The following is a 20,573-nucleotide window of genomic DNA, read 5'->3' as shown; positions in this document are numbered from 1 at the left end:
TAGCCGGTTTCGCGCCCAAGCTCTTCGCTGAACTTAGAGAAGTTGTCCCGATCGCTGCTGTCGAACGCGGTACCCCAGTCGTACTTGTTCTGGTTCTTGCGCAGGAAATCAATTGCGTCAGTGTTGTTTTCTACTCCACTCAGGTCGGACTGTATTTTCGAGTCAACGTACGCAGCCGCTTCCACAAGAAGGATGCGATAGGCCTCTTCCTTCGAGATCTTCTGCTCGCGGGCGAATTCCTCTGCATGGAAGCGGATCCACTTCACCTCATCCGGATGCAGCTGCCGATTGAACCGATCCCCGGTGACGGCAATGTTGGCGCCCGTACTTCCCCCCAGGGCCCCACCCACCATCGCGCTGCCGATTTCCATCAGCGACTGGTAGTCCTCCCAGCTCAGGCTGCCCTTGTTGTTCTCGAGGAATTCCGAGATCGCGATCTTGGCCTTCTCCGCACCGGCAGCACTCACCGCGCCGTTCAGCGCATCCGCACCACCCAATGCGGCCATCGCCGCACCGGCCATGCCGTGCAGCAGTGCGCGGCCGTTGCCGCCGTCGGCCCAGAACGCCTTGCCTTCTTCGGTCTCCGCCTTCTGGCTCAGGTAGCCGCCCAGGTCGCCCACGCCCTTGAACAGCAGCTGCCCACCCAGCTGCATCACCTCGGCACGCTCCTGCATCTTGCGCAGGTCAACGGCCGACAGTGCGCTGTCGGTATCAAAGCCGGTCGCGGTCCGATCAAGACCGGCCAAAGCGCTCTCATTGCCATCGCGCACCACCACGGTGCCGGCGGCGATGTCCGAGCGCGTGGTACTGCTGTCATTCTTCTTGGTGCCGCCCAGCAGGCTCAGCCCCGCGCCGGCCGCGCTCCCCAGCGGGTTACTGATGCCACCACCGCTGCTCATCCCGGTGCCGATGCCACCGCCACTGGTCTTGGCGCGGGATTCGTTCTCGATGTCGACAACGGTCAGGCTGCCGGTATCCAGGCGGTTTTTCGACGCATCGGCAGTACTGCCGATCACGCCGCCTTCCAGGTGCGTGTTGCCACCCACGGTGATGTCGAAGCCACCGTTGCCGGCAACGATGCCGCTCTGTTCCTGCACGCTGCGCAGGTGGCTCTCGACCTTCTGCTGGCCGATGTTGACGCTGCCGCCGCTGCCGTACACGAAGGTGCCGCCAGCCTGGGTCTGCTTGCTGGCGTAGTCGTCGGTGTCCTGCTCGCTGATGATGGACAGGTTGCCGCCGATGCTGGCCACCACCTTGTCGCCGCTCAGCTGGGCCCCCTGCAGCGTGGTGTCCTTGCCGCTGATGACGGTCAGGTTGCGGTCGGCGTCCACCACGGTTTCGACGTGCGTGGTGCCGTTGCCGCTGCCCTTGCCCTTGGCGGTGCTGGCAGACACGTACCAACCGGTCTGCGCGCCGATGCTGAAGCCGATCTCACCGCTGCCGCTCTTGTTCTTCGACGACTGCGTGTGGTCTTCCGCTTCGCTGCGCAGGGTGATGTTGTCCCGCGCGGCCAGCGCCACGTTGTCACCCTTCACCTGGCTGCCGATGATGCTCAGGTCACCGGCGGTGGCCACGATGCTGACGTCGCCCTGGCTACGGATGGTACTGCCCACCGCCGACTGGTCGTGGCTCGTCTGGCTGGCACTGGAGCTGGAGGCGCCGATGCCGATGCGCAGGCTCACGCCGTCGGTGGCGCCGGAAGCGCCTTGCTGCATGGCGCCGCCGACGCCAGCGGCGGCATTGGCCGCCTGCACCGCGTACAGCGCCTTCAGGCGGTCATCCTGCGCATTGCCGGCCGCCTTGGCCGCACCGTAGGCGGCCAGGGCGGCATCCACCACACCGCCGGTCAGGCCGACGTTGATACCGGCACTCTTCTGCTTGGTGCTCTGGTGTACGTCAGTGGTGCCCTGTGCCGCGTCGATCACCACCTGCCCGCCCACCAGCTGCGTACCGGTCTTCGACAGCACGTCCGAACCGGTGATGTGCAGCGTGTTGCCGGCGCTCAGGTTGACCCGGCCATCGGTTGAGCCGATCAGGCTGCCCTGTGGCGCGCTCTGCTCGATCTCCAGGCCCTTTTCCAGCTTGCTCTTGCCGATGGTCAGGTTGAAGCCACCACCGCCGAACACGCCCGAGCGCTTGACGGTCTTGTCATGCTCTTCGCTGTGCGTGGAGGTGGCCGTGCCGATGGTGAGGTCGCGGGTGGCGGCCACCACCACATCACCGGTGGCAGCCACCTGCGCCGCCTGCGCGACGACGTCACGTCCGGCGCCGATGGTCACCGTCTCGCCGCTGAGCGTGGTGCCCACCACCAGGCTGTCCCGGGTCGCGTCGTAAGTGGTGGTGGTCTTGCTCGACAGCAGGCCCTTCTTCCTGCGCGTGGTTTCCTGCTCCCAGCTGTGGTCCTCCTGCGCCGCCAGCAGGTTCACGTCGCGCGTAGCGGCAATGCTGATGCCGCCGTCGGTGCTGCCGACCTGCGTGGCAGTGAGGTTGGCATCGCGCCCGGCCACCAGCGCGATGTCACCGCCGGCCTGCAGCGAAGTGCCGTGCACGGTCTCGTCCATGCTCTGCGTGGTCTGCGAGAAGCGCTTGCCACGGCTCTGCTGCTGGCTGGTGTTGGTGGTGGTTTCGGCCTGCAGGTTGAGATCGCGCCCGGCCACCACGGCCAGGCCGTCGCCGGCCTTCAGCTGCGCGGCCTGCAGGTTCACGTCCTGCCCGGCCTGCATGCCCAGCGAGCCACCGGCCTCGATGCCGCTGGCGTTGAGGGTTTCGCGCGTGTAGCGGTTGCTGCCCCAGCCGCCCTGTTCGGTGGTGGTCAGTGCGTTGAGGTTGATGTCGTTGCCGGCCGTGGCATGGACGCTGCCGCCGGCCTTGGCGGTCACTGCCGTCAGGTTCAGATCGTGGCCGGCGTCCAGCGACAGGCCGCCGCCCACGTCCAGCGTGGTGCGACGCAGGCTTCCATCACCCTGCATCTGCGTGGTGAGATTGAGGTCGCGGCCGGCCTCCAGCGCCGCGTTGCCGCGGGCACGGGTCTGCGAACCGACCAGTGCCAGGTCACGTCCGGCTTCCAGCGCCAGGCTGCCGCCGCTGCGGATGCTGGCCACGTCGATGCCGCTGACACTCTTCAGGTCACGGCCGGCCACCAGGGCCACGTTACCGCCCTGGATCAGGCCGCTGTTGTTGAGGATGTCCTCCACGGCGGTGATGCGGGCATTGCCGCCCGCGGAAATGCCACCGCGATCGTTGAGCAGGCTGCCGGTATCGATGGTCAATCGATCATCGGCGCGGATCATGCCCTGGTTGGACACATTGCCGGCGCGGATCTCCACCGACTCGCCAGCGATGGCGGCGCCCCCCAGCTGCAGGCGGTTGGCGGTGGCCTGGGACAGGTACACCACCGGCACCAGCACCTTCTGGCCGTCCACTTCCTGGGCGACCATCCACACGATGTCTTCGTTGAGCGCGGCCACCTGTTCGGCCGACAGCGCCACGCCCACGCTCAGCTGCTGGCGCGCGGCTTCGGTCACGCCGGCATCCATCATGGCGCGGTACTGGCCCATGCCATCGCCCTGGTCGGCATCCAGGTAGCGACGCCCGGTCAGGCCGGTGATCTGTTCCATCACCAGGCGCTGCTCGTAGAAGTCGTCACCCATCCGACGCAGCTGCTTGTCCGGGTCCAGGTTCAGGCGCTGGAACATGTAGTCCGAGCCGATCCACTGCCCGAAATTGGCGAAGCGCGGATCGGTTTCCACCAGCCAGCGCTGGTTGCCCGGATTGACCGTGTACAGGCCGCCACTGGGCAGCGACAGGCCCGGCAGCGGATTCTGCGGGCTGCCCACCACCTGCGGCGGCGGCACCGGGGTGACACGGCCAGGGCCCGGGGAGCCGGTATCACCGGCCGTGCCCGCACCCTGCGCCTGCGCGCTGGCAGGCCCGGTGGCCACGCCCTGCTGTGCACCCGGTACGCCAGCATTGCCGCCGACCGCGCCGGCGCCCTGCTGCTGGCCCAGTTCGGGTGCGTAGGCGTTGTTGCCCTGCCAACCGGCAACGTCCAACGGTGTGCCACCGCTGTGCGCGGTGACCACGGCGTTGTTGACCTCGCGCGCTTCGATCTGCACCTTGCGGCCGGCGGTGATGCTGGCATTGCCGCCGGCCAGCGTGACCTGCTTGGTGACCGTGCTGGTGCCCAGCGCGCGGCTGCCGCCATAGATCTCGAAGTCGCAGCGGCTGGGGCAAGGGCGGTAGGTGTAGTCGATGGTCGACGTACGCTGGACCACCTTGTAGCCGGCCAGCGCCTCGTTGTTGACCACGCCGGCCCAGTCATTGGGGTCTTCGCTGTTGGATGAGCCGCGGCCGTTGATCGAGAGGTTGCGACCGGCGGCGATGGCCGAGTTCCGGTTGTCGACCGAGCCGCCGGTCATCTGCATGTCGCGACCGGAAATCAGCTGCGATGCCGCGCTGGCGGCGATGACGGTGGTGCCTTCCAGCACCAGGTCCTTGTGCTCGGTCCAGACTTCCAGCACGGCACAGTCGCCCGGGCACAGCTTGCCCGGCGGTGCCGGGCCGTCGATGCCGTCGACCCTGAACGTCCCGCTGTCCGGGTCGGCAGCGCCTTCGTTGCCGCTGTAGACCTTGTGCTGGGTGACCAGCACACGACGCTCGTTGGCCACGCCCCGTGCAGCCAGGATCAGATCGTTCTCGGCCTGGATGCGCCCGGAACGGTTGCGGATCTGCTGGGCGTTGCCGCCGTTCCAGCCCTGCAGGCGGATGTCGCCCAGGCTGAAGAGCTCGCCGTCGAGGTTGTCGATGTAGTTGGCATACAGGTTGATGCGGCCGGTGGCCGCCATCAGCCCTTCGTTGTAATCGCGTGCGACCAGCGTGTTGGCCAGGTCGCGGCCGTTGGTGATGCGCGAGGCGCGCAGTTCCAGCGCGTTGCCCATCACGGTGCCGGTGTTGGTGATGTTGGCAGCCGACACCTCCACCGTATCGCCATCCACGCGACCGGCATTGCTGAAATCGCCGGCCGTACTCAGCGCGACACGACCACTGCCATTGCCTGCCGTGGCGTTGAACTGCCCGCCAGCGGTGTTCTCGATCCGCGCCGCCGAGACTTCAAGCGTGCCCTTGCTCTCCAGGCGCCCCTGGTTGACCAGTGCGCCGGCCACGTCCAGCTTCAGCAGCCCGTTGCTCTCCAGGCGCTGGCCATTGCCATGCACGTAATCGCCCGCCAGCGTCAGGCGCAGCTCGCTGCCGCCGAACAGGCGGCCGATGCCGCTGAAGGCCTGCAGGCGTGCGCCGAGTGCTTCATAGGCGCTGATTTCGCCGCCACCATTGGCCAGGCTGCCCAGCGTCAGCTGGCTCTGGCGACTGAGCAGCCGGCCGTTGCTGTTGTCCAGCGCGGCAAGATCCAGGCGCAGCAGGTTGCCTGCGCTGAGCTGGCCACCAACGTTGAATACCTGTGCGCCTGCGCGCTCCAGGTACAGGGTGTTGGCGGCGTGGACCATGCTGCCGGCGTTGTCCAGCGATGCGGTCTGCAGGCGCAGGTCGGTTCCGGCCACCAGCTTGGCCTGGCCGCCTTCGGCGCGGTTGTCCACGCTGCCTGCGGTCAGCGTCAGCGCACCACCGGTGCTGCCCAGGGTGCCGCCACGGTTGTCCAGCGCACCGGCTGATTCCAGCGTCAGCTGCCCGGTGCCGTTGGCCACGATGCGGCCGCCACGGTTGCCCACTGAGGCAGCGCGGATGTTCGCAGGGCCCTGTGCTTCGATGTTGCCCTGGCTGTTGTCCAGTGCCTGGCGGATCTGCAGATCCAGCGAGGTGCCGCCGTGGACCAGGCCACGCTGGTTGGCCAGCGCACCGGCCACGTCGAGCGCGAGTTCCTGGCGGGCGTACAGGTTGCCATCCACGTTGCGCAGGTCGCCCGTGCGGCTGGTCACGCGCGCATTGCCCTCGGCGCCCAGCAGGCCATTGCTGTTGTCCAGCTGGGAGGCCAGCACCTGCAGCTGGCCGGCGCCGCGCTGCACGATGGTGCCAGTGCGGTTGTCCAATGCCCCGGCAGCGTCCACGGTAAGGTTGCCGCCAGCATCGAGCCTGCCACCGGTGTTGACGATCTCCGTGCCGGTTACGCGTGCACCGGTGCCCGCTGTCAGCGTACCGCCGCTGTTGTCGAGGCGACCGGCAACGGCCACGTCCGCCTCGCCGTTGCCGACGATCAGGCCTGCAGTGCTGTTGTCCAGCGTGCCGGTCTCGATCTTCAGCACACCCGTGCCCGCATGCTCGATGCGGCCACCCTGGTTCAGCAGCTGCGCAGCCTTCAGGTGGACACTGCCGGCATTGGCGGCGATGCGCCCGCCGGTGTTGCGCAGGGCACCTGTCAGGCCAAGTTCAAAGGGATCGGTGCCGGTCTGCAGCAGTTCGCCGGCGCTGTTGTCCAGCGCGGCCGCCAACAGGCCGATGCGCGTGCCCTGCAGGCTGCCCGCATTGCGCAGCAGGTCGGTGGCACGCAGGTCGAGCAGACCGATGGCGGTCAGGCTGCCGCCGATATTGCGCCACTCACCGCTGCGCGCCTGCGCCAGCAGGGTGCCACCGGACCAGACCTGGCCACCCTCCAGCAGCAGGCTGTCGCCCAGCAGGTGAACCTGCTGGCCGGCGTTGATCTGGCCGGCGTTGCGCAGCTGCTGACGCGCATCAAGGGTGACGCTGCCGGTGCTGCCGACCTTGCCGTCGGCCAGCAGGCCCGCCACGATCACGCCGCTGTTGTCGATCTGCCCCGCCCGCAATTCGATGTCACCCGAGGCCAGCACGCGCCCGCGATTGCTGGCCTGGGCGGCCTGCAGCGTGAACGTGCGCGCCTGAACGTCGGCCGCAGTGCGCAGTGCCTGCGCAGCCTGCAGCGACAGCGCGCCGCTGGCGAACAACGCCGCCTGGTTGTCCAGGTCGCCATCGCTGCGCACCTGCAGATCAGCGGCGCTGTCGATCGTTCCCTTCAGCGTCACGCCGGCATCGGCGGACAGCACGACGCCCTGCTGCGCAAAGACCTTGCCCGACTGCTCCAGGCTGCCGCCCGCGTGCGCGGTCAGTGTGCCGGCCGCCAACGTGCGCCCGCCCAGCACCAGGGCCTGGTCACTGCTGAGCTGCACGTTGCCGCGCTCGCTGCCCAGTTCACCCTCGCTGCGCAGGGTCCGGCCCCGCACCTGCAACGTCTGGCCGGCCACCAGGCTGCCCTGGTTGTCCAGCGAATCGCGCACGGTGACATCGACATCGCCGGCGCCATAGAGGTCGCCACGGTTGTCGATCACATCGGCCTTGGCCGTCAGTGCTCCCTTGGCGAACACGTTGCCGGCGTTGTCCAGCGTCACCGCATCCAGCTGCAGCGACTGCGCACTGGACAGGTTGCCGCCGGCGCGGTTGTGCAGCGCGTCGGTGCGCACGTCAAGCGCGCCATCGCTGGCGATCACGCCGGCATTGTCCAATGTGGTGGTGCGCAGCTGTGAGCGGTCACGACCGTAGATCACGCCACTGTTGCTCAGCTCAGTGGCGCGCAGGTCCATTGCCTGCTGGCCATGCAGGCGACCGTCGTTGATGACCTTCTGCACGTCCACGGCCAGCACGCGTGCCAGCGCCGTGGCGGCCGCCTGCTGGTGCAGGACGCCGCCCTGCAGGGTCAGGGTGCCGCCGGCTTCAAGCCGGTTGCGGTTGTCGAGCGTGGCAACGGACAGACGGGCATCGGCTGCGCTGCCGATGATGCCGGCGTTGTCCAGCACATCGGCGTCGACCTGCAGGCCCTTGCCCCCCTGGATGCTGCCGGTGGTGTCATTGTCGATGCGTGCGTTGGACTTCAATGCCAGCAGGTCCACCGCCTGCAGCGTGCCGCTGTTGCGCAGACGATCGACCGTCAGCGTGGCCTGGCGGGCCTCAAGGGTGCCTTGGTTGTCCACGCCGCCGGCAGACAGTTCCAGCGCCTGCTCGGAGAGGATGCGTCCGGCGTTGTCCAGCTGCTGGCGCGCCTGGACCTTCAGCAGCCCGCCCGCAGACAGCTCGGCACCCTTCAGCTGGGTGATGCGGTCGGCCGCTGCACGCAGGTTGGCACCGGCACCGATGATGCCCTCGTTGTCGATGCTGGCCGCATCGAGTTCGACGTCGGCGTCGCTGTACAGCTGGCCGGCGTTGTGCAGCTGCGCGGCCTGCATCCGTACGCCCTGGTTGCCCAGCAGCAGGCCGGCGTTGTCCACCTGGCGGGCCTGCACGTCCAGCACCTGTGCGCCCAGGCGCGCGCCCTTGTCATGCGCCAGCGTGTCGGCGCGCACGGCAAGCCCGGCACCTGCGGTCACCTGTGCACGGTTCTGCACCTGCGCGGCAGCCAGCGCGATGCTGCCCGCGCTCTTCACCGTGTCAGCCAGGGTCAGCGTGCCACCGGCGTCCAGCTGCATCTGTGCGGCCTGCGCGCTGCCGGCCAGGTCCAGATTCTGGTTGGCGCGTACGGCCAACGCAGCGCCCGCCGACGTCGAACCGGCAAGCGACGCCTGCCGGGCACGGATCTGAAGATCTCCCTGCGCGTACTGGGTACCGTCGGCCTTCAGGTCACCGTCGGTTTCGATCTGCAGGCGGCCTGCGGCCGCCGTGCGTCCGCTCAGGCGGACATCGCCGGCCTGGGTCAGGATGAAGTCGCCTGCGTCGGCCACCATCTGGCCCGTGCTGCGCACGCCCACGCCGGCCTCGGTACCGACCAACCGGATCTTGCCTGCATACATGCCCCCGAGGGCGGCAACATCCAGGCCGAACTGCGGGCGTTCGCCTTCTCCGGTGATCGCCTGCGTCGCCAGGGTCTGGGCATCGATCTGGTTGGCGCCGGTGACCACGTTCACCTGGCGCGCCCAAAGGCCCGCGTTGAGCTGCACCGCGCGGGCCAGCAGGTCGACGCCTTCCAGGTTACCGGCATCCAGGCCGTTGCCTTCCAGGCGGATCGTTCCGCGCGACACCCGGAACGCAGACAGGCTGCCATCGTTGCCGAACACCGGGGTGCCGGTGGTCAGCGTGCCACGGGTGGTATTGATGAAGCCGCAGCCATCGCAGGTGATGCCATTGGGGTTGGCGACGATCACCGCCGCCGAGCGCCCCGCCACCTCGATGTGGCCCTGCAGGCGCGATGCATTGGTGGATGTCACCTCATTGAGGATCAATCGTGCCGACTGGCCCGGCTGCAGGTTGCCGTTGCCCTGGATGTAGCCACCCAGTTGGGTCTGCACGGTGCTCGCGCTGTTGTTGAGGATCTGCCCCTCGCGCCCGACGTTGTAGTCCTGGAAGCGGTTGTGCGATACGCCGCCCGCGTTGGGCCGGTTGATCTGGATGACCGGCACGCCGTTCGCCGCCTGGTCGGCCCGCGCCTGCTCGCCGGCCTGTACCTGCACCTGGGCAAACGAGCTGCCCGGGGCCAGGAACGCCAATGCCAGGGTGGCGCTCGCCATCGCGGTGCGCAGGCGCGTGGCCCAACCGGCGCCCGAAGCGGACAGGGACAGACTGCGGAATACGTTCTTCATGCCAGGTGCTTCCATCAACCCAGGGGGGAACTGCACACACAACAACCCGATCACGTCGCCACGCGGCGACGGTGCTTCCAGTCGAATCAGAACTGCCAGGACGCGCGGAATCCGATCACGTGACCGCGTGCCTCATGCTTGAGCCACGCCGGGCGGCTCATCGGTACGCCGACGAAGCCATCCCACGCCAATCCGCCCAGCTCGCCACGTGCACCCAGGTGGGCGCCGCTGAGGGTTCCGCCGCCGATACCCTGGCGGTCGTCGCGCTCGATGTGGCCGATATCGATGCCCGCATAGGGCGCGATGGCGCGATGTGCCATCCAGCTGATGCTGTTGCGCCAGTAGCCGCCACGGCTGCCGCCGAGTGGCACCTCGCCGTCGAAGCCGTTGACGGTATAGCGGCCACCGACGCTGATGAACTCCGAGCCGTACAGCGTGTCCTTGCTCCACTGGTAGCGGAGCGCGGTGTTCCATGCCAGCGGACGCGGCCCGGATGTCAGGGCGCCACCGGCGCCGATATCCAGCGTGGTCAGCCCATAGCGGAACGTCGGCGCCAGGTCATCACGGCCCACGGCGTCATCATCGCCTCCCAGCCACGGCACGCCGCGGCGGTGCGCCAGGCGGATATCTGCCTGGACCCGCCCCAGGTACTGGCGGTGCAGCAGCGCCAGCTCGACCGAGGTGGTACGCCGGCGCTGGCCTTCGATCTCCACGCCTTCCACGTAGCTGTGCGACGACCGTTGCGCCACGCGCAGCTCGATGCCGCTGCGGTAGCTCTGGCCACGCACCAGCAGCCGTTCCACGGCCAGGTCGACGTTGCTGGAGGTGCCGGTGCTGGCGAACGTGTCGGCGTTGCTGGCGATGGTCTGCTTGTAGCGCGAGCTGTAGGTGCTGGTGCTGAAACGCCAGTTGCCCAGCGGCACCGACCACGATGCATTGAAGCCGTGGGTACCCCGGCCCTTGTCGGCACTGCCGTCGCTGCTGACGCCAATGCTGAGCAGGTCGTTGACGCGAGCCAGGTTGTCTACCCACGCGGTCGCGCCGACCTGCTGCTTTCCGGTCGCACGGCTGCCGGCATCATCCAGCGACACCGAGGCACGCCATCGCTTGCCGTGGCGGATGCTGATGACCACGTCCGACTCGCCGGGCGCCTCGCCCGGCACCAGTTCCATGTTCACATCCTGCGACGGAACGCGCTTGAGCTGCTCCAGGCCCTGTTCCAACGCGCGCAGATTGAGTACGTCCCCCGGCCGCGCGGGAAACGCACTCTTCCACATCGAATCGGGTACCTCTTCCGCGTTGAAGCGGATCTGCCGGATCACGCCCGGCACCAGCTGCAGGCGCAGGGTTCCGCTGCCCAGGCTCTGCTCAGGCAGGCCGATGCGGGTGGTCACGTAGCCCTTGCCCAGCGCCAGATCCGAGGCACGCCGCACGATCAGCGCGATGCCCTGCTGGCCCACGCAGCGGCCACGGTAGCGGTCGAGATAGCGCTGCAGGAACGCGAACTGCCCCAGATGCGCGCCGTCAAGCTGCAGCTGCTGCAGGGTGAAGCACGGTTCTTCGTCCGGCAGTTCCAGCGAATGCAGATCGGTGGCAGCGGCCGGCTGTTCGCGTGATACATCCGGCAATGCCTGCCGCTGCTCACGCTCGCGCGCCTCGCGCTCGGCGCGTTCGCGCAGTTCCTGCTGCTCGGCGAACGAGGGACTGGCCGACTGTGCATGCACGACGCCGATCCACAACAGTCCCGCGGTGCCCAGAACGGCACGCACGCCGCATCCTGCTTTTCTGTTACCCATCAACGACTTCCTTGTCCAGCATTGGTACAGACCTGGGGCTGTGAACAGACATCGTGCAGAGAGAACATGCGGCCAGCACCGACTCGACCGCCAACCGCTATCGGCGGGAGTGCGCGGAACTTTAGGGTCTTTGCATCCGTGTACCCATTGCGGCGACGCAGTCGAGCACCACACGCTGAAAGATGGGCATCCTTCAGCAGCCGTCATACGTCGTCAATCGCTGCGGCCGTTACGGCACCCGTGCGCACACCCATACACGCACGTCCCTGGCACCGGCCAGCCGCAACGTCTCGGCGATTTCCATCACTGTGCTGCCGGTGGTCATCACATCGTCCACCACGGTCAGCCGTGTCGGCGGCGACAAGCGCGTGCCGAATGCGTCAAAGAGGTTGTCCCTGCGCTGTTCTGCGCTGCGCTCGGACTGCGGCGCGGTGTGGCGGCGCCGGTAGAGGCCCTGCCAGACCGGCATCGGCAGCAACCGGCACAGTTCGGCGGCCTGGTTGTAGCCGCGCTGGCGCAGGCGCCGCCCATGCAGCGGCACCGGCACCAGCGGCGCGCACGACCAGGGCGGTGGTGCGCGCTGCATCAGCTGCGCAAGCAGGCGACCTGCCGCCAGATCCTGATGGAACTTGTAGCGCACCAGCAGCTGATCGACGGGTGGAAGGTACAGCAGGCTGGCATGCGTGGCGGACTGCGGCGGTACCTCGTCGCGGCATATACCGCAGACGATCAGGGCGTTCCCGGGTAGCGGGAGTGCGCAGCGCAGGCAGGCACGACCGGCCCAGAGCAGTTCGGCAAAGCAGGCGCGGCACAGGTCAAGTTCATCGTGGCCCGGCTCGCCACAGACCAGGCAGCGCAGCGGTAGCACCACGCGAAGTGCCGCCTGCAGGAGGCGAGTGGACTTGAACAGGGCCGGCATGCGCTACAGCGTGAACGCGCCGGTGCCCCGAGGCCATCAGACGCACGCTCCTTGACCTGTAGGCATCTTTACCCGTTTATGGAGCACTTCACCGCGTTGGCGCAGGCTTCGCATCCACACGCGTGCGATACACCATGTACGGCGTCTGCCGGCGATCCACGCCACCATTGAAGCCGGCCTGTCGATGCAGCTGGTTGGCGGTGAAGTACAGATAGCCGTCCGGCCCCATCGACAGCGTATCCGGCCACAGGATGCGCGGGTCGTGCACCACCGTCGTCCATCGCCCCTGCGCGTCGCGGGCATGGATGGCGTTGTGCTCGTAGTCGCTGGCATACAACCGCCCGTTGGCGTCCATCTCCATGCCATCGGAGGCGCCCTTGTCGCCCAGGTCGACCACCGCTGCCGCCAGTTCCGCTTCACTCAGCTTCGGGTCGCGCAGCAGCGCGGTCGGCACGCTGTACAGATGACGGCTGGACAAGGGTGTGTAGAACAGGGTGCCGCCATCGGGCGACAGGGCGATGCCATCGGCGGCCACGGTGAACGGCGCCGACGAACCATCGGCGTTACGCAGCCGCATCTGCCGCCCTTCCACGATCGGCACGAAGGCGGGATCGGCCGAGGTGGACACGTGGCCGACCAGGCGCTTGGACGCGGCGCCAGTAGCGAGGTCGATCACGATGATGCCGCCGATACCGCTCAGCGACGAGTCGGTCACGTAGGCCACGCCCTCGCGGCCAACACGGAAATCGAAGCGCACATCGTTGACATAGGTGCGCGCGTCGATGACGTTGGCCGGGAACACCAGCGTCCTGGCCACGGTGTTGGTGACCAGGTCGATCGCCACCAGTTTGGCACCGCCGGCCTGTGGCGCAGAGAACCCGGGCGCGGCGGTATCCAGCACCCACAACCGGCCCTGGCCATCGGCCACCACGCTCTGCACGCTGATGAAATGAGCCGCCGGATCGGGACCGTCCTTGCGGTTGATGCGCGCATCCGGATAGGGAACGGCGCGGCCGTCGCGCCATTCGGCCACGCTGTAGGCCACCTCATCGCCCCAGCGCGGGAAATTGACGAAGATCCGCCCGGTTTCAGATACCGCCACGCTGGTAGGCATGGCACCTTCGAAACGCGCCACCGGTTCAAGGGTACCGATGCTGCGCTCGCTGGGCAGCAGGGGCGCGCCGGACATCGCCAGCGCGGGGGAACTGGCCAGCGCCAGGACGGCGGCCGCCAGGCGGCGGATACGGCAGTTGATCATGGTCGCGCTCTCGATGCAGGTCCGGGGGCAGCCCCGGCGTGGACGCATCTTCTGCGTCGCGCGTGGCATCGGGTAGACGGTGCAACGCGGAATCAGCTTCACTGCAAAAGTGAAGATTGCGGCCTGATTGATCCTGTCGATCAAGGTAATCAGCGATGCCTATCAGCTGATTCTGCGTGCGGCGCCATCAACAACTCCGCCAGCCCGCGGTAGATCGGCACGCGGCACACCAGCCCGGACACACCACGCGCGATCAGCACCGTGGCCAGAATCGGCAGCAGCAGATCGCCGCTGTCGGTCAGCTCCAGCGAGATCACCGCCGAGGTCAGTGGCGCCTGGGTCACACCGGTCAGGTAGGCGCACATGCCCAGCAACACGAACGCGCGCGGGTCCACGCCCGGCATCAGCACTGACAGGTTGTGGCCGAGTCCCGCGCCGACCGCCAACGCAGGTGAGAACAGGCCACCGGGAATGCCCGCCACGTACGAGGCCAGGTTGGCCAGCAGCTTCATCAACCCGAACTCATGGCCGACCAGCGCCTGGCCCTGCACCAGGCTGCGCGCTTGTTCGTAACCGGTGCCGAACGCGCCTTCGCCGAACACCAGGGCCAGCACGACCACCACCAGGCCGCAGCCCGCGGCCAGCAATACCGGATGCCGCTGCCGCAGCTGCCCCAGCCAACGCGGACGGCCCGCCGCGCTGGCCAGTACCGCACGTGCGAACAGCCCGCCCAGCAGGCCCGCCACCACGCCGCACAGCAGGATCGCCAGCCAGCCCTGGCCGAGCGGCAGACGCGCGCTCACATGGCCGAAGTAGGTGTAATTGCCCAACAGACCGAGCGATACCACGCCACCGACGATCACCGCGGTCAACAGCGTGCCGGAGAAGCGATGTTCGAAACGGCCGCTGAGCTCCTCAATGGCGAAGACGATGCCGGCCAGCGGCGTGTTGAACGCCGCCGCAATACCAGCAGCGCCACCGGCCAACAGGAAATGCGAGAGCTCGCGGGGATCCTTGAAGCCGAACCAGCGGCCGAACAGATACATCAGGCTGGCGCCTACGTGCACGGTGGGCCCCTCGCGCCCGACCGATGCGCCCCCCAGCAGCGACAGCGAGGTCAGCAGCAGCTTGCCGGCCGAAACCGCTGGGGAAAGGTTGGTTTTCCGGAACGGCTCATCAGCCTTGTCCAGCGCAGCGATGACCTGCGGAATGCCGCTGCCCCGCGTGGGCTTCAGCACGCCGGAAGTGAGCCAGGCCAGCAGCGCGAAGATGCCCGGCGTGAGCAGCAGGGCCCACCACGGCGAGTGCGAGGTGATGCGCTGGAACAGATGGAAGGCCGCATCGCTGGCCTTGGCAAACAGGATCGCCACCAGTGCCACGGCCACCGCGCCGCCCCACAGCGCGGCGCGGCGGCGCCAGGCCTCGCTGAGGACCAGCGCGGTGATGCGGCCACGAAGGCGGTAAAGATCAAACATGGGAAAGAGTCTGCGCGCCAGCACTTACGTTGTGCAGCAGGCACTGTGGCTGGACGCCTTGCAGCATGCGGTGAAATGCGGCGCTTCGCTCGATGCTCTATTGCACCAACGATCCGTAAACCAAATTAAAATACAGATGGTTGACAGCCTCCCCGCGCCCACCCACACTGCCGCCCTCGCTCCACACGTATCCAAGGTCCCGCCATGGCTGCTGCCATCCGCCACGACTGGCAACACGACGAACTGCAGGCGCTGTTCGATCTGCCGTTTCCCGAGCTGCTGTTCCGCGCCGCCGCGGTGCACCGCGAGCACTTCGATCCGGCGCAGGTGCAGGTGTCCACGCTGTTGTCGGTGAAGACCGGAGGCTGCCCGGAAGACTGCGCGTACTGCCCGCAGGCGCAGCGCTACAGCACCGGGGTGAACGCGCAGAAGCTGATGGAGACCGACGCGGTGCTGGCCAAGGCGCGCCAGGCCAAGGCCGCCGGTGCATCGCGCTTCTGCATGGGCGCCGCGTGGCGATCGCCGAAGGACCGCGACATTCCGAAGGTGGCGGCGATGATCGCCGGGGTGAAGGCACTGGGGCTGGAGACCTGCGCCACGCTGGGCATGCTCAGCGGCGAGCAGGCGCGTGCGCTGAAGGATGCGGGCCTGGACTACTACAACCACAACCTCGACACCGCGCCTGACTACTACGATTCGATCATCCACACGCGCCAGTACCAGGACCGTCTGGATACGCTGGAGCACGTGCGCGATGCCGGCCTGAAGACCTGCTGCGGTGGCATCGTCGGCATGGGCGAGACGCGCGCGCAGCGCGTCGGCCTGCTGCTGGCGCTGGCCTCGCTGCCGGCACATCCCGATTCGGTGCCGATCAACAAGCTGGTACAGGTGGCGGGCACGCCGCTGCATGGCAGTGCCGAGCTGGACCCGTTCGAGTTCGTGCGCATGATTGCAGTGGCGCGCATCGCCATGCCGCGCTCGATGGTGCGGCTGTCGGCCGGGCGCGAGGCGATGAGTGACGAACTGCAGGCACTGTGTTTCCTGGCCGGTGCCAACTCGATCTTCTGCGGCGACAAACTGCTGACCACCGGCAACCCGGAGAGCGAGCGCGACCTGGCTTTGTTCGCCCGGCTGGGCCTGCAGCCGATGGCGGTGCAGGTGGATGCCGAGGGCCATGACCACGGCGGCACCGTGCACGCCGATATCAGTGCCGATACGCCCGGCTGTGGCTGCGCTCACGCGGCCTGAGACGGGCCGCAAGCAGGCGCCGCGGCAACGCGCTACCCTAGCCGCCCCGTCGACGCATTCAGCCACCATGGCCCGCCCCGACCTGACCGCCCGCCTCCACGCCCAGCGCGCCCTGCGCGATGCCCAAGGCCGTCGCCGCCCGCGACGCACGGTCACCCGTCGCGATGGCGTGCGCCTGGAAGTGGACGGCCAGTGGCTGACCGGCTTCTGCAGCAACGACTACCTCGGCCTGGCCCAGCAGTTCAGCGTGGTCAACGCGCTGCAGGACGCCGCCGCACGCGAAGGCGCTGGCGCAGGTGCCTCGCACCTGGTCTGCGGCCATCATGCCCTGCATGAGGCGCTGGAACGCGAGGTGGCCGAATGGCTTGGCTATCCGCGTGCGCTGCTGTTCGGCAGTGGCTTCGCCGCCAACCTGGCGGTGCAGCAGGCGCTGCTGAGCGAAGAGAACGATGTCTGCGTACAGGACAAGCTCAACCACGCCAGCCTGCTCGATGCCACCCGGTTGGCCGGTGCACGCCTGCGCCGTTATCCGCATCTGGATGCGGAAGGCGCAATGCGTCAGCTCAAGCATGCGCCCGATGGCGCGGCAATACTGGCCACCGATGGTGTTTTCAGCATGGATGGCGACATCGCACCGCTGCGTGCATTGTCGCTTGTGGCACGCCTGCAGCAGGCGCTGTTCTATGTGGATGATGCGCACGGTGTAGGCGTGGTCGGTGATGGCCGTGGTGCCGTGGCCGCCGCCGGACTGGGCGTGGACGATGTGCCGCTGCAGCTGGTCACGCTGGGCAAGGCACTGGGCGGTTCCGGTGCACTGGTGCTGGGCCGCGACGACCTGATCGAGCATCTGGCCGAGACCGCACGCCCGTACATCTACACCACCGCCGTGCCACCGGCGATGGCCGCCGCTGCGCTTGAAGCGGTGCGCCTGGCGCGCAGGGACAACTGGCGCCGTTCCAAACTGACCGACCTGATCGCGTTGTTCCGCAGCGAAGCACGCCGCCATGGGCTGGACCTGATGGCTTCGGACACGCCGATCCAACCGCTGCTTTGCGGCGATGACCACACCGCCGTGGCCATGTCCACGGCGCTGGAACAGGCCGGCTGGCTGGTCGGTGCGATCCGCCCGCCGACCGTGCCGGAAGGCAAGGCGCGCCTGCGGGTGACACTGTCTGCGCTGCACACGCCGGAACAGGTGCGGGGGCTGGTCGAGGCCATCGCCAGCGCGCGCGAACGCGTGGCCCTGGCCGTGCGTGAAGCCGCGCCACCGCCGCTGCCTGTCTTTGCCTGAGTTCCGTGTCGTTGCCCATGCATATTGACGTCACCGGCCGTGGGCCGGACCTGGTGCTGATCCACGGTTGGGCCCTGCAGGGCGGCGTGTTCGCGCCGCTGGTGCAGCGGCTTGCGGACCAGTTCACCCTGCACCTGGTCGACCTGCCCGGCCATGGGCACAGCCGCGAGGACACCACGCCGCTGCGCCTGCCGTTCGTGGTCGGTGCCATTGCCGCGGCTACGCCGCCGGCGGTGTGGTGCGGCTGGTCACTGGGCGGCCTGTTCGCATTGCACGCGGCGGCCACGCTGCCAAAGGTGCGCGGGCTGGCGATGATCGCCGCCACGCCGCGCTTCGTGCGAGGCGAAGACTGGCCGCACGCGGTGGAGCCGGCGGTGTTCGAGCAATTCGGCCGCGAGCTGGCGACCGACTTCGGCGGCACGCTGGAACGCTTCCTCGCGCTGGACGTAATGGGTTCGGCGCACGCCCGCGAGGAGCTGCGCACGCTGCGCCAGCGCCTGGTCGAGCGCGGTGCGCCCACCGAACGCGCCCTGCTGGAAGGCCTGCGCCTGCTCGAAAGCACTGACCTGCGCGGCGCACTGCCAACGCTGGGCAAGCCCAGCCTGTGGATCGCCGGCCAGCGTGACCGGCTGGTGTCTCCGGTGGCGATGCAGGCCGCCGCAGCACTGGCCCCGGGTGCGCAGGCGCTGACCATCGCCCACGGCGGCCACGCGCCGTTCCTTGGCCATGCCGACGAAGTGGCCGCCGCCCTGCAACACTTCGTTGCCGCCCTGTCGCCGGCTGATGGCGGACAATGAGCACCTTCCAAATTCCGCAGGACTGACGCATGGATCTGGGCATCAACGGCCGCTGGGCACTGGTCTGCGGCGCCAGCAAGGGGTTGGGCCTGGGCTGCGCGCGTGCGCTGGTGCGCGAGGGCGTCAACGTGGTGATCGTGGCCCGTGGCGAGGCTGCACTGCAGATCGCCGCTGAAGAACTGCGTGCCGTGCCCGGCGCCGCCGAGGTGCGCGCGGTCGCCGCCGATGTCACCACCGAGGCCGGCCGTGCTGCGGCACTGGCCGCATGCCCGCAGGTGGACATCCTGGTCAACAACGCCGGTGGTCCGCCGCCCGGTGATTTCCGCAGTTTCGAGCGCGACGACTGGATCGCCGCGCTGGACGCCAACATGCTGGCGCCGATCGCGCTGATCCGCGCCACCGTCGACGCGATGATCGAGCGCGGCTTCGGCCGCATCGTCAACATCACCTCGTCGGCGGTGAAGGCCCCGATCGACATCCTGGCGCTGTCCAACGGCGCGCGCAGTGGCCTGACCGGTTTCGTCGCCGGCCTGTCGCGCCGCACCGTGGCCCACAACGTCACCATCAACAACCTGCTGCCCGGCCAGTTCGACACCGACCGCCTGCGCGCCAACTTCGCCCACAGTGCGGGCAAGGACGGCGATGCTGGCGAAGTGGCCGAACGCCGCCGCCAGCAGATTCCCGCCGGCCGCTTCGGCACGCCGGACGAGTTCGGCGCCGCCTGCGCCTTCCTGTGCAGTGCGCAGGCCGGTTACCTCACCGGGCAGAACCTGCTGATCGACGGCGGCGCCTACCCCGGTACGTTCTAAGAGACTTTCGCAATGCCGTCCCACTTCGATGCCCGCCACGTCCGCCGCGCGTTCGCGCGTGCCGCCAGCAGCTACGACGCCGCCGCCGCCCTGCAGCGCGAGGTGCAGTCGCGGCTGATCGAATCGCTGGACTACCTGGAGGCACGCAAGCCCGAGGTGGTGCTGGACATCGGCGCGGGTACCGGCCATGCCAGCGCGTTGATGAAGAAGCGCTGGCCGAAGGCGCAGGTGATCGCGCTGGATGTGGCGCTGCCGATGCTGGACCAGGCCAAGCGCCAAGCCGGGTGGTGGAAGCCGTTCCAGCGCCTGTGCGGCGATGCCGCCGCGCTGCCGCTGGCCGACAACAGCGTGGATGTGATCTTCAGCAACCTGTGCCTGCAGTGGGTGGACGACCTGCCGGCGGTGTTCGCCGGATTCCGTCGCGTGCTCAAGCCCGGGGGCCTGCTGCTGTGCTCGACCTTCGGCCCGGAAACCCTGGTGGAACTCAACGAAGCGTTCGCCGCCGCCGATGATCGTCCGCACGTGAGCCGCTTCGCGCAGATCGCCCAGTTCGGCGACGCGCTGATGATGGCCGGCTTCCGCGACCCGGTGCTGGACCGCGATCTGTTCACCCTGACCTACGACGACCTGCCCTCGCTGATGCGCGAGCTGCGCGCGATGGGTGCGACCAACGCGCGGGTGGACCGCCGCCACACACTGACCGGGCGTGGCCGTTTCGCGGCGGCGGCGGCGGCGTACGAGCCGATGCGGCGCGCCGACGGCAAGCTGCCCAGCAGCTGGGAAGTGATCTATGCCCACGCCTGGGCACCGGACCCGGGCGCGCCGATCCGCGAAGGCGGGCATGACGTCGCCTCGGTGCCGCTGTCGGCGATTCCAATCCGCCGCAAGCAGACCTGATCGTCTGGTAGTGCCGGCCGCTGGCCGGCAACCTCATGATTCCCTGGTGGGCATCTGCCGGCCAGCGGCCGGCACTACCGCATGCCACGCCATACGCGAATCGCTCTGGTAGGTGCCGACCTTGGTCGGCACAGTGCCGGCAGCATCGCGATCTGACAGGTTGTACCGACCAAGGTCGGCACCCACCAAGTTCGGGCGGTGTCGGCGATTCCAATCCGCCGCAAGCAGACCTGATCGTCTGGTAGTGCCGGCCGCTGGCCGGCAACCTCACGATTCCATGGGGGGCATCTGCCGGCCAGCGGCCGGCACTACCAAATGCCACGCCATACGCGAATCGCTCTGGTGGGTGCCGCCCTTGGTCGGCACAGTGCCGGCAGCATCGCGATCTGACAGATGGCGCCAACCAAGGTCGGCACCCACCAAATTCGGGCGGTGTCGGCGATTCCGATCCGCCGCAAGCAGACCTGATCGTCTGGTAGTGCCGGCCGCTGGCCGGCAACCTCACGATTCCATGATGGGCATCTGCCGGCCAGCGGCCAGCACTACCGCATGC

The 20,573-nt window shown here is 68.2% G+C and carries 10 protein-coding genes; 5 read left to right on the top strand and 5 right to left on the bottom strand.

Going from position 1 to position 20,573, the window contains the following annotated elements:
• The 5 genes from AC5P5S_RS15390 to AC5P5S_RS15370 form a co-directional block, all read right to left on the bottom strand.
• Nucleotides 1-9,530 (bottom strand): hemagglutinin repeat-containing protein (locus AC5P5S_RS15390; protein WP_495205343.1); only part of this gene is annotated, 9,530 nt, incomplete at its 3' end.
• 86 nt (nt 9,531-9,616) lie between these two features.
• Nucleotides 9,617-11,299 (bottom strand): ShlB/FhaC/HecB family hemolysin secretion/activation protein, encoded by a 1,683-nt coding sequence (locus AC5P5S_RS15385; RefSeq protein WP_231098187.1) that lies wholly within the window; start codon nt 11,297-11,299, stop codon nt 9,617-9,619.
• Between the two features lie 256 nt (nt 11,300-11,555).
• Entirely contained in the window at nt 11,556-12,245 is a 690-nt protein-coding gene (locus AC5P5S_RS15380; protein WP_062605429.1) for a ComF family protein, read from the bottom strand.
• Between the two features lie 88 nt (nt 12,246-12,333).
• Nucleotides 12,334-13,503: an L-dopachrome tautomerase-related protein gene (locus AC5P5S_RS15375; RefSeq protein ID WP_062605833.1), complete on the bottom strand. Its 1,170-nt coding sequence runs from the start codon at nt 13,501-13,503 to the stop codon at nt 12,334-12,336.
• Between the two features lie 149 nt (nt 13,504-13,652).
• On the bottom strand, nt 13,653-14,978 hold the full coding sequence (locus tag AC5P5S_RS15370) for a chloride channel protein (protein WP_062605427.1): 1,326 nt from the start codon (nt 14,976-14,978) through the stop codon (nt 13,653-13,655).
• A gap of 204 nt (nt 14,979-15,182) precedes the next feature.
• Here AC5P5S_RS15370 and bioB point away from each other — a divergent pair, with 204 nt between their 5' ends.
• The 5 genes from bioB (at nt 15,183) to bioC (ending at nt 20,020) form a co-directional block, all read left to right on the top strand.
• The gene (bioB, locus tag AC5P5S_RS15365; RefSeq protein ID WP_062605425.1) at nt 15,183-16,226 is read left to right on the top strand and encodes a biotin synthase BioB; all 1,044 of its coding nucleotides are present in this window, start codon (nt 15,183-15,185) and stop codon (nt 16,224-16,226) included.
• Between the two features lie 67 nt (nt 16,227-16,293).
• Nucleotides 16,294-17,517, top strand: a complete 1,224-nt coding sequence (gene bioF, locus AC5P5S_RS15360; protein WP_049397995.1) for an 8-amino-7-oxononanoate synthase — start codon at nt 16,294-16,296, stop codon at nt 17,515-17,517.
• A 17-nt stretch (nt 17,518-17,534) separates the two neighbouring features.
• Nucleotides 17,535-18,314 carry a pimeloyl-ACP methyl ester esterase BioH gene (gene bioH, locus AC5P5S_RS15355; protein WP_012481536.1) on the top strand — a complete coding sequence of 260 codons (780 nt, stop codon included), beginning with the start codon at nt 17,535-17,537 and terminating at the stop codon, nt 18,312-18,314.
• 29 nt (nt 18,315-18,343) lie between these two features.
• Complete coding sequence (locus AC5P5S_RS15350; RefSeq protein ID WP_049418756.1) at nt 18,344-19,123, top strand: SDR family oxidoreductase; 780 nt, start codon at nt 18,344-18,346, stop codon at nt 19,121-19,123.
• 12 nt (nt 19,124-19,135) lie between these two features.
• Nucleotides 19,136-20,020, top strand: coding sequence for a malonyl-ACP O-methyltransferase BioC (bioC, locus tag AC5P5S_RS15345; RefSeq protein WP_062605424.1), 885 nt, complete (start codon nt 19,136-19,138; stop codon nt 20,018-20,020).
• The last annotated feature ends 553 nt before the right edge of the window (nt 20,021-20,573 follow it).

The sequence above is a fragment of the Stenotrophomonas sp. YJH_SMC_54 genome (assembly GCF_059368435.1).
Note: the sequence above shows the minus strand (reverse complement) of the source record. Positions and strands in the feature narration are given on the sequence as shown.